Origin of the sequence: Hymenobacter sp. GOD-10R, from assembly GCF_035609205.1 — a bacterium.
Classification (GTDB): domain Bacteria; phylum Bacteroidota; class Bacteroidia; order Cytophagales; family Hymenobacteraceae; genus Hymenobacter.
In genome coordinates, this window is record NZ_CP141184.1 from 4429513 (window position 1) to 4442075 (window position 12563).

Here is a 12563-nt window from a genome sequence, read left to right on the forward strand (position 1 = left end):
AAAGCCCACCTGTTGGCTACGCGAGCTAGCATCCCCGAAGACAAACAATTTCGCCGGCAGACGGGTCTTACTACATGCAGCTACACAAAGCAGCTGCGCAGAAGTCTCTTATTTTCTCGTAAGATGAATATTGGAATCATTGGTGCCGGCTACATCGGCAGCACCCTCGCCGGCCGGCTGACCAGCCTAGGTCATAAAGTATCCATTGCCAACTCCCGCGGCCCCGAAACGCTACAGGACGTGGTGGCCAAGACCGGCGCCACGGCCGTCACGCCCCAAGAGGCCGCTCGCAGCGGTGAAATTGTCATCGTGACCATTCCGTTGAAGAACATCCCTGACCTCCCCCAAGACTTGTTCGAGGGTGTTTCGGACGATGTAGTCGTGGTTGACACGAGCAACTACTACCCCAAGCTGCGCGATGGGCAGATGCCGGAGTTCGACGGCGAGAGCAACCTGACCGAAAGCGAGTGGGTGCAGCAGCACCTAGGTCGGCCCGTCATTAAGGTGTTCAATAACATCGCTTTCTCGAGCCTCGGCAACGCTGGCAAGCCCGCTGGTACTCCCGGCCGCATCGGCCTGCCCGTGTCGGGCGACGATGCCGCGAACAAGCAGAAGGTGATGCAACTGGTGGATGAGCTAGGCTTTGACCCCGTAGACGGTGGCAGCTTGCACGAGTCGTGGCGGCAGCAGCCCGGCACGCCCATCTACGGCACCGATTCAACGGCGGCAGAAATTCAGAAGCAGCTCGACAGCATGGGCACCGAGCGCACGCCCGAGCAGCACCAGCAGTTTGCAGCCAACCATGCCGCGCTGGAGAAAAAAATAATGCAGGATCATTCGTAGCCCGCTGCCTGTTCTAGCTACAAAAAAGCCTGGCTGTAGTCACAGTCAGGCTTTTTTGGGTAGCGACAAGCGCGGCCTAGAGTCTTAAAACTCCACGATAAACCCGATGGTAGGCAGTACCGTTGCGTCGTTGTTGGTCAGTAGAATCGGAATGGCGTTGGAGCCGTCGGGGCGGACGGGCTGGCTGTCAGTCGTGACGAAGCTAGTGTTGTCGGGTGTGCGTTGGAAGGTGTAGTTGGGCACGCCGGGCGTGGGGAGCAGGAAGGCGTTTTGTATGTCAACGAACAAGTCGATGGTCACGCGCCGCAAGTTGTACTTCTTGTCAAGGCGAAAGTCAAACTGCTGAAAGTTACTGAGGCGCTGCGTATTGAGCTGGTTATAATCGAGTACTCCTTGGGCTAGCGTGAGGTAGTTCTGCTGCGAAAGCTCGGCGTTGAACGGGGTGTAAGGCGCTCCTCCAGCGAACCGATACTTCAGGCCCATTTCCCACCCCCGCTTAAACTTACGCCCCAACAGCGCTGAAGCTAGGTGGCGCGTATCCCAGGCGGAGGGCTTATAAGCGCCGTCGGCACCCGTAAACTCGCTGCGAAACCACGTGTAGGAAGCTACCGCGAAGATGTTTTTGGTGAGCTTTTGCTGGAAAAAGAAATCCCCACCGAAGGCACGGCCGCGGCCCGTGCTGATTACGGCCTCGTTGCCAAGAGCAGCGAAGTCGCCCCCTAGGTTAGCCAGCGAAATACCGTCGCGCACACTCACGGGGTAGTGGTCGTACTGCTTCCAGAAGCCCTCCAGGGTGAAGCGAGTCGTGGGTGTGGGCAAATATTCCAACCCCGTCACGTAATGCGTGCTGCCGATGTAGCGGTTGCGCTGGTTCGCGAGTTGGCCCGTCGCGTCGCGGAAACCTAGCAAGGTGGAGGGCGGAATCTTGTAGTAGCGCCTAATGGAGGCGTTCAGGTTCCAGCGCGAAGCTAGCGCATACGAGGCCGACAGTCGCGGCGATAAGGTACGCAGCGGGTTGGCCCCACCCTCGGTGAAAGAGTTGCCGTCGGCCCGAACTCCGGCGGAAAGGGTCAGGCGGTCGTCGGGGAGAAAGGGGCGCGTCACTTGGGCAAAAGCCCCAAAGCGGGCAAAGCTCAGCGCAGACTGAAAGCGTACGTCGACGCCGGGTTGTTGCACCGTGCCATCGGGTTTGAGCACCTCCCGGCGCAGCCGCAGAAAGTAGCGACTGTCGTATTCGATCCACTGCCCCACGCCGCCGTAGGCATACTGCCATTTCCTAATGCTCCGGTTGACGTCGACGCGCAGCTTGTTTTCCGTTTCGCCGGAGCGGGTGAGCAGCACCCGCCGGCCCTCATCGCCGGCGAAAGCGGTGCCGCCTTCAAAGCGGTCAATCTGATTATTGAGCTGGGTGCGGCTCAGGGCCACATTCAGGTAGCCACGCTCTAGCAGTTGGCGCAGCGACACCCCCACCGTGTAGTTCCATTGGTCGATAGCGGGCGTGTTGAGCAACACGTACTCCTTGTCGGGGGTAGTCTTGCGGGGCACAGCTACCTCAAAGTGGTCGATGGCACCTAGGCCCAGCGCCGTCAGGGTCGTTTTGGACGAGAGCTTGGTGGTGATTTTAAACTGCGCATCCCAGTAATCGGGGCGAATGGGCAAGTCGATGGCTTTGAACAACACCTGCAAGTAAGAGCGCCGAACGGAGGCCAGAAACGTGGTATTCTTGGCCAGCGGCCCTTCCAGCGTGCCCGCCACCTCTGTACCACTCAGGCGCACATTGCCCTGCACCCGGTCGGGGTTGCCGTCGCGCTGCCGGAACTGGAGCACGCTGCTCAGGGCGTTGTCGTAGCGAGCCTCGAACGCGGAGGAGCTGAGCGTTGCGTCTTCGATAAAGCTTACGTTGAGCATCCCCGTGGGGCCGCCAGCACTGCCTTGCGTTTGGAAGTGATTGATAACGGGCACCTCAATACCATCGAGGTAATACACGTTCTCGTTGGGCGCCCCACCCCGAATGATAATGTCGTTGCGGAAGCCAGCGGTGCCGCTCGTGCCACCGCCGCCTACCCCCGGCAGCACCTGGATAACCCGCGAGATGTCGAAGTTGCCGCCTGGGTTACTTTTGATTTCCTCCACGTTCAGGCGCTGCACGCTTAAGGGCGTTTCGGGCGTGGCTACCCTGATGGCTCGGTTGGCCGTTACTTGCACCTCCCCTAGCGTGCGCGCCGCGGGCAGTAAGTCGAAGGTGATGATGTTGGCGTTGCCGGAGGTAATAACCACGTTTGAGCGCAGTAGCGGCTCGTAGCCAATAAACGACACCCGCACATTGTAGCTCCCCGTCGGAATGTTGGTCAGCCGAAAACGCCCTTCCTCATCGGTCGCAGTACCTAGGCTGCCCCCTTCCAGCGCGACCGTTACGCCGGGCAAGAGCTGCTGAGTAGCCCGGTCGCGCACGGTGCCGCTGAGTATTCCTGTATTCTGCGCGTGCACAGCGGCCAGTGGCATAAGCCAACAAAGTAGTCCGAGCAAGTAGCGAAGCGTCATAAGCATGCATTTAGATGGATATCATACGAACAAAACAATTAATAGTATGTTTTAGAACATTAACAGAATGGGTTCATTCTTTTCGGATGTTGTCGTTACTTTGCTGGGCATGGGATATAGCTTATTAAAACAGCTACTGGAGCAGTTAGAGGCGTTTGAGCAGGCCGGCGAAAAAGCTGGCCCTGATGCCGTCCACGACCTAGCTCACTTCGCGGCATGGCTCTATGGTCGCACGGCAGCGCCGCCCGAACCTCGCGGTCCGGCCGCGCCGGCGGAAATTGCTTCTATGCCTGCCGAAGCCGAAATCAGCAAGCTCCTGATTTTTCTTACCCGCTACGCCCGCTCCTATATGCGGCTGGGCCTCGCCGGCTCGGGGCTCCTCACCCCCGATGATTTTGCCTATCTGGCCACCATCATGGGCCACCAGCCTCTGTCGAAAACGGACCTGATTACGCGCAACATTCACGAGAAAGCCACGGGCACAGAAGTAATCAAGCGGCTTTTAGCTAAGGGCTTTGTAGCAGAGCAACGCCACGCAACCGACCGGCGCAGCAAGCTTTTGACTCTTACGCCGGCCGGCATGGCTGTGCTAGGGCAAGTGTTTGGGCCCATGGGCCAAGTCTCGCAACTCGTTGCCGGCAACCTCACGCGCGCCGAGCGGATTCAGTTGCTGTACTTGCTGCAAAAGCTAGATGCCTTCCACCAGCCTATTTTCCAGGGTGCTCGCCCCGAGCAGTTTTCGGACCTCACGCAGCACCTGCTGGAGGGGGAATAGCTTTCTCACCTCCCCTGCACATTATGGCCGCATCAATGCAACCTTGCTCAGCGCTACTGCGACTTTGAGCCATTGTTGCTACTGCCGTTTCCCAGCTATGAAGACCACTATCCCCTTGTGAGCGATGATAATTTAAGTCGCGTCTTTATCAAAAACCACGTTTCTGCCTCAGGAACGTGGTTTTATCTTTTAGTGCAGTAGCATACCTAGGTCTTCCTGCTCACAGCGTATCACCACTGATGAGGTTGCAATAACCACGGCTAACGGCATCGCAGACGCACCAACGGCCTTTCGACAAGCTATAGCCGGATAGGAGCAAATGCGTTACTGTAATAATGACGACAGGGAGTATGCCGTACCGAGAGTTGAGGAACACAACCTAGCCAAAGGTCTTGAGCAGCCTCAGGGAACTGCGACAACTACGTTGCATATACATAATCAAGGCAACACGATAAGACGCTGCTACCGGCTTATATTTACACCTTATAGCGAGCTTCTCTTTTCTCAGTTCTATTCTCCATGCCCACCGCCTCCGACCGTTACGTGCAGCTCCTCGCTCAGCACAACTTACGCAACACGGCTATGCGCCGCGCCGTGTTGGAGCTTCTTTCGCTTACGCCGTATGCTTTATCGAGCCACGATATCGAACAGGAGCTTGGTGAAGGAGTCGACCGCATTACGCTGTACCGCACGCTGAAGTCGTTCGAGGAGAAAGGGCTAATTCACCGGGTTCCCGAAAACTCGGATGTCTCCAAGTATGCCGCCTGTTCCATTGAGTGTTCCCAACACGCCCACTTCGACAACCACGTCCATTTTAAGTGTAACCATTGTCAGCACGTGTACTGTTTGAATCAGGTTACGATTCCGGCCGTGGCTCTTCCGGCAAAGTTTGAGGCTAAAACCAGCGATTACCTGTTAGCCGGTGTATGCCGCGAATGTCAGCCTGCTTAACCTAGCTTTCTAGCGGCAGGACGTGCTTTTTCAGCCACCTACGTTCGCGAATCGTGCGCATGCCAGTGCTAGTCGCGCACTCGGCACTGTCTTTTTATCGGGATTCGTTTTCTAAGCGGAGTGTGGTGTTCAGCAGCGGAGTGTGCTCTTCTTCAACGGGCAGCAGCAGCACCGGAATCGTCGTGTGCCGCGTGACCTCCGCCGTAACGCTGTGGTGAAAAAGAGCGCTCAAGAAGCTGCGCGGCCGGGCAATTAGCAGAATCAGATCGGCCTGTGTAGCGGTGGCGGCTCGTAAAATACCGGCAGCATAAGAAGCATCCTGCATGTGGTAGCCGTGGTCGGTTTCGATGGGCAGCAAGCCGCTGGTACGCACTACTTTCAACGCCTGCGACATGTCGCAGTCAATAGCCGCTTCTGGCTCGCTCACGTGTGCCACGGTGAAAGTAGCTTTCCAACTAGTTAGCACCGGCCTCAGGGCTCTGGCAGCTTCGGTCAAGTGAATAGGCTCTGTATCAGCAGCCAGCAGCACCTTCAACGGAATGGTAGGCAGTTGCTTAGTGGCCACGGGTACCAACAGGAGCGGCAGGCGCGTATCACGTAGCACAGGCAACGTCTGGTTGTGCATCAGCCGATCCAGCCAAGCGCGTTCTTCCCGCACCCCTAGCACAAACAGCTGCGGCTGGTACTGCAAGCGAATTCGGTGCAGCACCTCAGAGAAGGAACCCTGGCAGCTTTCCACCGTTGCGGGCACTGGCAGTTGCTGGGCGAGTTGGGCAAGCGTTTCGCTTAGGTCGGGCACCTGGCTCAAATACTCGGCTGGGCTTAGCAGCATGCCGTACGTGGGCTCAATGATCGGCACCGAATTCACGTGCAGCAGCACCAGTTCGGCGCCAGTTGGCATGGCCAGTTGGGCGGCAAAAGTTGCAATGCGCGAAGCATCTTCCAGCGCGTCGATGAGTACTACAAAGACAGTTTTCATAGGACAAATAGGCTAGGTGTACCACTGATCGAAATACGAAGATCCTATCCTAATGCAACATGTCGTAGGTCATCTTCGCCGCTGATTTATATCAGCTCTTACTCCACAATACGAGTGAAGAAGGCCTTTTGGTATGTCGGAGGGTATGGAAACTCCTCGACTCAGCGCATCAGCAAGTATAAGCTTATCTCCGACAATACCTATTTACAACGCGCAGCACGGTCCCTGTTTAGAACACCTCATCCTAGGCGCAGAAGTGGCTAGCTCTACTGTTTGTCAGAAGCTACTACACGCGGGCGTTTTGACTAACACAAAGGGCATTTCGGTTAATCCGGCCTTTCAAGCGGCGGCGACCTTTGTATCGTCAACAAACCGAAAAACAACTTCTGATGAAAGCAGTAAGAATTCACACCTTTGGCGGACCCGAGGTCCTGCAAATAGAAGACGTAGCGCGGCCGGTGCCGGCCTCTGACGAGATTTTGGTTCAGGTGCATGCCAGTGGCGTAAACCCGGTAGACTGGGTGGTGCGCGAAGGCGGCAACGACGCGTTACGGTCTTTCCTGACTTTGCCGCTGACCATAGGCTGGGACGCGGCCGGCATCGTAGCCGAGGTAGGCAGCGACGTAACCTCTTTCCAAAAAGGCGATGCCGTGTATGGGATTCCCAATTTTCCAGGCGATGGTAGCTACGCCGAATATTGCGCGGCCAAGGCCAACCAATTCGCCCGCAAGCCCACAAGCATTGGCTTTACGGAGGCAGCAGGAGTGCCGCTGGCGGGCCTCACGGCCTGGACGGCGCTCTTTGAACACGGCAAGCTCCAGCCCGGCCAGCGCGTGCTCATTCAGGGCGCTTCGGGCGGGGTAGGCAGTTTCGCGGTGCAGTTTGCCAAGGCGAAAGGGGCCTATGTGATTGGCAGCGCTTCGGCCGGCAACCTAGAGTACCTCAAGCAGCTAGGGGCCGATGAAGTAGTCGATTACCGTAGTCAGCAGCTAACGGACGTGGTGCACGACGTGGATGTGGTCATAGAAGCCTCGCCCCTGCGCGACAATGCGGAGCGCCTAAAAGCGGTGGCCGTGCTGAAGAATGGCGGCATCTTCGTAAGCGTCAACCTAGATTATCCGTTTAGCGAGGAAATGCTGGCTGCCCTAGCCCAAAAGCACGCCACCGGCGCGCTTTCGGCCAACCAACCCCGGCAGGACTGGCTAACCGAAATGGCTGAATTGATTGATGCAGGCAAGGTAAAAGTGTTTATTAGCAACGTGTTTCCGTTGGAGCAAGTGGCCGAAGCCCACCGCGAAAGCGCCACCTGGCACGTGCGGGGTAAGCTGATATTGGAAGTAAAAAAAGACAGCGAGCCGGTATGAGGCATTTCAAGACGATAAGCGAATTTCATGAGTTTCGGAAGTTGCCCAAACCGCATCATCCGCTTATCAGCGTCGTCGATGTTAGCACCGTTCCGCACCTAGATGACGAGGAGCCGAGCAAGTTGCTGTTCGATTTTTATGCTATTTCTGTCAAAAGGATGAGCAACGTCCACATCAGCTACGGGCAGCAGCCGTTCGACTTCAATGAAGGTATCTTGTCTTTTATGGAGCCCAATCAAGTGTTCGGGATGGCGGTTGCGAACAAAGACGAAATAGTAGAAAAATCAGGATGGGTGATTTACATCCATCCTGATTTCATCTGGAACACGCCGCTTGCCAAGACGATAAAGCAATACGATTTTTGGGATTATTCGCTACACGAAGCCTTGTTTCTTTCGGCCAAAGAAGAAGCGACTATCACGAATATCATCCTGGCCATTCAGCAGGAATATATTGCTAACCTCGACCGGTTTAGCAAGCAAATCATCATCTCGCACGTGGAGAGTTTGCTGAACTACGCGGATCGATTTTATCATCGCCAGTTCATTACCCGAGAGAAAGCCAACCACCAGATATTGGAGCGGGTGGAAACTCTGTTGCAGGAATACTTCAATAGCAATGATTTAGCGGAGAGAGGCTTACCCACCGTCCGCTACGTGGCCGATGCCCTCAATCTTTCGCCGAAGTACTTAAGCAACCTACTGCGCGTGGTAACCGGGCAAAATACCCAGCAGCATATTCATGCGAAGCTCATAGCCAAGGCCAAGGAAAAACTGTCGACCACGAACCTGACCGTCAGCGAAATTGCGTACGAGCTAGGTTTTGAACATTTGCAATCCTTCAGCAAGCTGTTCAAGACCAAAACGAACTTATCGCCCTTGGAATTTAGGACTTCTTTCAACTGAACTATCGGTTAAAGCTCCGCTTAAGCTAGCTCTAGAACAGCTTATTTGAACAGCAAGCGCCGAAAAGCAGGCGGCTAGCTATTTTTGCAGAATGAATCCGCCACTATTTCACATCGGGCAGCAGGTAATCTGCACCAACGATGACTTTACCCTTCTGCTCGTCCAGAACCCCAATATTCAAACGCCGAAGCGCGGCCCCATCTACACGGTACGCGGCATCTACGACACGCACCGCGGCTACGGCATCACGCTGGCCGAAATCGATAACTCGCACGTGGCACCGGGCTTCCCCGAAGCCAACTTCCACGAATCCCGCTTTGCCCCCTTACCCCCACTGGAGGAAATAGAGCTGGAGTTAGCTGAGGTAATGGAGACCAGCGTACCGGCGTAGCATTGTCATTCCGAACGCAGTGAGGAATCTGGGTCAAGGCTGATTGATAATCGGCACAGTTTAGTGTTAGAGGCTAGCTCCCCTCCTTTTTTAAGGAGGGGTTAGGGGTGGTTCCAATCGTTGAACGACAAGCTATGTTTAACATTCTAATGCTAGCTAACCACCCCTAGCCCCTCCTTAAAAAAGGAGGGGAACTAGCCTTTAGCTTTAATCGGCAACCTGAGGTACAAAGCCCGCACTGGGTGCCTGGCCGGAACAACCGGGTTAGGCTGTCTGTTTACCAGGCTTAGTACCATTGGATTGTACGTTATGCCTAAAAATCTCACTGAGCTGCCCATCTCCGTTCTGGATCTGGCAGCCATTCGCAGCGGCTATACGGCCGCCGATACATTTCACAACAGCCTAGACCTAGCACAGCACGCCGAGCGCTGGGGCTACACACGCTACTGGCTGGCCGAACACCACAACATGGCCAGCATTGCCAGCTCGGCCACCTCGGTGCTGATCGGCCACATTGCGGGCGGCACTTCCACGATTCGTGTGGGCTCGGGGGGCGTGATGCTGCCCAACCACGCGCCGCTGGTAATAGCCGAGCAGTTCGGCACCCTAGCTACGCTCTATCCTGGCCGTATCGACCTAGGTTTGGGCCGCGCGCCCGGCACCGACCAGCTCACCGCCCACGCCCTACGGCGCGACTTGCGCGGATCGGTTGACGACTTCCCCCAGAACGTGCAGGAGCTGCTCCAGTACCTGTCAGCCGAGAATAGCACGAATCGGGTGCGGGCCATTCCGGGCGAGGGCCTCGACATCCCGGTGTGGCTGCTGGGTTCTAGCACTTATAGCGCTCAACTGGCTGGCTACCTAGGTTTGCCTTTTGCCTTTGCTAGCCACTTTGCACCTACCCACCTACAGGCTGCCCTGAACCTGTACCGCGAAAATTTCCGGCCTTCCCAGTACCTATCTGCGCCGTACGCTGCCGCCTGCGTCAACGTCATTGCAGCCGACACCGACGCGGAAGCCGACCGCTTGGCTACCTCATTTTATCAATTGGCCCTCGGCATCATTCGGGGTACCAGCAAGCCCATGCAGCCGCCCATCGACAGCATGCGCGGGGTGTGGAGCGACATGGAGCAGGCCGCCGTTGGGCAGATGATGGCCTACGCCTTTATTGGTGGGCCTGCCCGCGTGCAGCAGCAGGTTCAAAAGTTTGTGGATGACACTCAAGTCGATGAGCTACTAGCCGTGTCGCACATCTACGACCACGCTGCTCGGCTCCGCTCGTACGAGCTGCTGGCTAGCCTCGGCAAGCCTACCGCTAGCCTACCCGCTTCCGATTACGCCGCTGAGCTGCGGTAAGCGCACTAAGCTAGGTTCCGATCAACAACGCCCCGGCGCCCCAACGAACGATGTTCGTGGGATGCGCCGGGGCGTTGTTGGTTACGGGGTAGCGTTCTGTTTAAGCACCTCACCCAGCGACAACAATACGTGGCCGGCTCCTTGCTATTAAGTTTGCTACTTCGTTCCTAGCTTTCTATCCGATGCTCTCCGACCAGCTTCTTGCCGACTTACAAGCACGCGGCCTGCTGCCGCCTGCTCAAGCCGCCTCCATCGGCGACTACGAGCGCACGCGCCTCTTCTCACTACACTACGAGTTGCGGACGCTGCTGTACCTAGGTATAGTGCTGCTGAGTGGTGGCTTAGGTGTATTGCTCTACCAGCACCTCGACGATATTAGCCACAGCGTTATCGTGGCTGGCATCAGCCTGCTCATGACGGCTTGTTTCGTGTATGCGGCGCGGCAGCGGGTACCCTTTACCTGGGGGCAGCCCCCGCCCGCTGGCCTACTCCCCGATTACGCGCTGTTGCTGGGCTGCCTGCTTTTCCTGACCTTGGAAGGTTACCTCCAGGCGCAGTACCAGTTCTTTGGCACTCGCTACGGCTTGGCGCTGGCGTTGCCCGCCGTGCTGTTCTTCGGGCTAGCCTACCGCTTCGATCACCGGGGCGTGCTATCGATGGCCATCACGGCGCTGGCTTCGTGGATGGGTGTGGCGGTGGCACCCGTAGCAGCTATCACCCAGAACTACACCGCCGACCCGCACCTTACCGGGGTAGCCGTAGAGCTAGGCTTGCTGCTGGTGGCGGCCGGCATCTGGTCCGATTTTCAGAATTGGAAGCGGCACTTTGCGTTTACGTACTTATCGCTGGGCAGCAACCTGGCGCTCATTGCTTCTTTGGCGGCGCTGTTTTCCTATTCTAGTGCGCCAGCCTGGCTTCCGCATCCGGTAGCCGTCGTTCTTATTCTGGTGCTGAGCGCCTTCTTGGTTTGGTATGCTCGTCGCACGCAGTCTTACGTGTTTCTGCTGCTAGGTGTGCTGTATGGTTATGTGGTAGTCACCTATCTATTTTTCATCCTGGTTGACTTGAGCTCTGGTGGTCTGGCTTTTCTGCTAACAGCTTATTTCCCATTAACAGCTATTGGCCTCATCTACTTGATTATCAATAGCAAAAAAATCATACATCCTTTATGATCGGCAAAGCTTATAATCCGGCCTGGCCGTTTGCCCAGGCTGTGCGCGTCGCTGCCAATCGCTGGAACAAGCTAGGTCTGCTAACAGCAGCGCAACACGATGCTATCGAAGCCGCGTACCCGCTCGACTACTACCGCCCGCATTTTTTCCTGCGCATACTCCTCTTTATTTTTACCCTTATCGGCGGCTCGATGGCGGGGACTTTTTTCGTGCTTTTGTTACTTCCTGGCTCAACAAAGCACGAAGAAACCATCATCCCCATCATCATGCTTATGGGTGCTGCAGGATGCTTCTTCGCGCTGGAAAGCAGTATTAAAAGCTCCCGGCTATACCACTCTGGGCCAGATAATGCCCTGTTATATATGGGCCTAAGTTCGCTAACGGGGCTACTAGGCTACTCAGTAGACAGCCTTTTGCCGAGTATTTTCCACTACGGTTTTTCCCTGACGAATCCGTTTTTATCCCTGCTCCTACTGCCGATGCTAGCGGTGCTACTAGTCGCCACTATCCGCTACGCTGACCGGGTCGTGGCTACAGTGGCGTACTTCGTGTATCTACTGCTGATTGCCAATATTCTGCTGCAATTCAGCCTCGGGCGGTTGGTGCTGCCGTTTGCCGTGATGCTGGCGTCGGCAGTGGCGTATGGCCTCTTGCGCAAGCTAGCGCGTCGCCCCGATTACCTGTACTACAAGCAGTGTTTCAACTGTCTCAAAGCCCTCACTCTCATTACCTTCTACCTAGGTGGCAACTATCTTGTAGTGCGTGAAGGCAATGCGGAGCTGGCTCACCTATTCGTCTCTCCACAGATTCCTTTCGCGCCACTGTTTTACGCTTTCACGGCTGTTATTCCGCTAGCCTATATCGTGATAGGCTTGCGTCGCCCCAACCGGATTTGGCTCTGGGTTGGGCTGCTTGCCGTTGGTTTTTCCTTCTACACGTTGCGCTTCTACCGGTCGTTGCTGCCACCCGAGGTAGCAGCTACCCTAGCCGGTACGGCGCTAGTAGTGCTAGCGGGGTTCGCTATCCGCTATTTACGCACCCCACGCCACGGCCTCACCGCCGCTTCCGACGAAGAAACCCCGCCCTTGCTGAACCTGGAAGCATTGATTGTTGCCCAAACGGCTTCCGTGACGGCTCCACCTGCTCCAGGCTTCCAATTTGGAGGCGGCACCTCTGGCGGTGGTGGCGCCACCGGCAATTTCTAAGAACGGACAGCCGCTGAAATACTAGCCCACTACTTAGCCCTCCAGAACAGCTGTTTTGGAGGGCTATATTTTTTCAGCGGT

At 56.2% G+C, this 12563-nt stretch carries 11 protein-coding genes; 9 read left to right on the forward strand and 2 right to left on the reverse strand.

The features are described 5' to 3' along the window. Window positions 1-12: 12 nt before the first annotated feature. Entirely contained in the window at window positions 13-843 is an 831-nt protein-coding gene (locus SD425_RS17610; protein WP_324671259.1) for an NADPH-dependent F420 reductase, read from the forward strand. 84 nt (window positions 844-927) lie between these two features. Here the strand turns inward: SD425_RS17610 and SD425_RS17615 are convergent, their stop codons facing one another. Next, window positions 928-3345, reverse strand: coding sequence for a TonB-dependent receptor (locus SD425_RS17615; protein WP_324671260.1), 2418 nt, complete (start codon window positions 3343-3345; stop codon window positions 928-930). Window positions 3346-3451: 106 nt separating this feature from the next. Between SD425_RS17615 and SD425_RS17620 the strand changes: the two genes are divergently transcribed. Together SD425_RS17620 and SD425_RS17625 are read left to right on the forward strand one after the other, a co-directional pair. Then, window positions 3452-4159 carry a MarR family winged helix-turn-helix transcriptional regulator gene (locus tag SD425_RS17620; protein ID WP_324671261.1) on the forward strand — a complete coding sequence of 236 codons (708 nt, stop codon included), beginning with the start codon at window positions 3452-3454 and terminating at the stop codon, window positions 4157-4159. 519 nt (window positions 4160-4678) lie between these two features. After that, on the forward strand, window positions 4679-5110 hold the full coding sequence (locus SD425_RS17625) for a Fur family transcriptional regulator (RefSeq protein WP_324671262.1): 432 nt from the start codon (window positions 4679-4681) through the stop codon (window positions 5108-5110). A gap of 94 nt (window positions 5111-5204) precedes the next feature. Here SD425_RS17625 and SD425_RS17630 read toward each other — a convergent pair whose 3' ends face one another. Continuing rightward, window positions 5205-6089, reverse strand: a complete 885-nt coding sequence (locus SD425_RS17630) for a universal stress protein (protein ID WP_324671263.1) — start codon at window positions 6087-6089, stop codon at window positions 5205-5207. Window positions 6090-6478: 389 nt separating this feature from the next. On the opposite strand from SD425_RS17630, the gene SD425_RS17635 reads away from it, so the two are divergent. The 6 genes from SD425_RS17635 (at window position 6479) to SD425_RS17660 (ending at window position 12482) form a co-directional block, all read left to right on the forward strand. Continuing rightward, on the forward strand, window positions 6479-7453 hold the full coding sequence (locus SD425_RS17635; RefSeq protein WP_324671264.1) for an NADP-dependent oxidoreductase: 975 nt from the start codon (window positions 6479-6481) through the stop codon (window positions 7451-7453). Then, the gene (locus tag SD425_RS17640; RefSeq protein WP_324671266.1) at window positions 7450-8358 is read left to right on the forward strand and encodes a helix-turn-helix transcriptional regulator; all 909 of its coding nucleotides are present in this window, start codon (window positions 7450-7452) and stop codon (window positions 8356-8358) included. The genes SD425_RS17635 and SD425_RS17640 overlap by 4 nt, the downstream gene beginning before the upstream one ends. 91 nt (window positions 8359-8449) lie before the next feature. Next, the gene (locus SD425_RS17645; protein ID WP_086595800.1) at window positions 8450-8749 is read left to right on the forward strand and encodes a hypothetical protein; all 300 of its coding nucleotides are present in this window, start codon (window positions 8450-8452) and stop codon (window positions 8747-8749) included. 309 nt (window positions 8750-9058) lie between these two features. Beyond that, complete coding sequence (locus SD425_RS17650) at window positions 9059-10105, forward strand: LLM class flavin-dependent oxidoreductase (protein WP_324671267.1); 1047 nt, start codon at window positions 9059-9061, stop codon at window positions 10103-10105. A gap of 182 nt (window positions 10106-10287) precedes the next feature. Beyond that, window positions 10288-11277 carry a DUF2157 domain-containing protein gene (locus tag SD425_RS17655; protein WP_324671268.1) on the forward strand — a complete coding sequence of 330 codons (990 nt, stop codon included), beginning with the start codon at window positions 10288-10290 and terminating at the stop codon, window positions 11275-11277. Further along, window positions 11274-12482: a hypothetical protein gene (locus tag SD425_RS17660; protein WP_324671269.1), complete on the forward strand. Its 1209-nt coding sequence runs from the start codon at window positions 11274-11276 to the stop codon at window positions 12480-12482. The genes SD425_RS17655 and SD425_RS17660 overlap by 4 nt, the downstream gene beginning before the upstream one ends. Window positions 12483-12563 lie beyond the last annotated feature (81 nt).

What these genes read in the sequence shown, in the direction of transcription:
- SD425_RS17615 (WP_324671260.1), bottom strand. Translation starts at nt 3,345, where the DNA reads ATGCCACTGGCCGCTGTGCACGCGCAGAATACAGGAATACTCAGCGGC.
- SD425_RS17620 (WP_324671261.1), top strand. Translation starts at nt 3,452, where the DNA reads ATGGGTTCATTCTTTTCGGATGTTGTCGTTACTTTGCTGGGCATGGGA.
- SD425_RS17625 (WP_324671262.1), top strand. Translation starts at nt 4,679, where the DNA reads ATGCCCACCGCCTCCGACCGTTACGTGCAGCTCCTCGCTCAGCACAAC.
- SD425_RS17630 (WP_324671263.1), bottom strand. Translation starts at nt 6,089, where the DNA reads ATGAAAACTGTCTTTGTAGTACTCATCGACGCGCTGGAAGATGCTTCG.
- SD425_RS17635 (WP_324671264.1), top strand. Translation starts at nt 6,479, where the DNA reads ATGAAAGCAGTAAGAATTCACACCTTTGGCGGACCCGAGGTCCTGCAA.
- SD425_RS17640 (WP_324671266.1), top strand. Translation starts at nt 7,450, where the DNA reads ATGAGGCATTTCAAGACGATAAGCGAATTTCATGAGTTTCGGAAGTTG.
- SD425_RS17645 (WP_086595800.1), top strand. Translation starts at nt 8,450, where the DNA reads ATGAATCCGCCACTATTTCACATCGGGCAGCAGGTAATCTGCACCAAC.
- SD425_RS17650 (WP_324671267.1), top strand. Translation starts at nt 9,059, where the DNA reads ATGCCTAAAAATCTCACTGAGCTGCCCATCTCCGTTCTGGATCTGGCA.
- SD425_RS17655 (WP_324671268.1), top strand. Translation starts at nt 10,288, where the DNA reads ATGCTCTCCGACCAGCTTCTTGCCGACTTACAAGCACGCGGCCTGCTG.
- SD425_RS17660 (WP_324671269.1), top strand. Translation starts at nt 11,274, where the DNA reads ATGATCGGCAAAGCTTATAATCCGGCCTGGCCGTTTGCCCAGGCTGTG.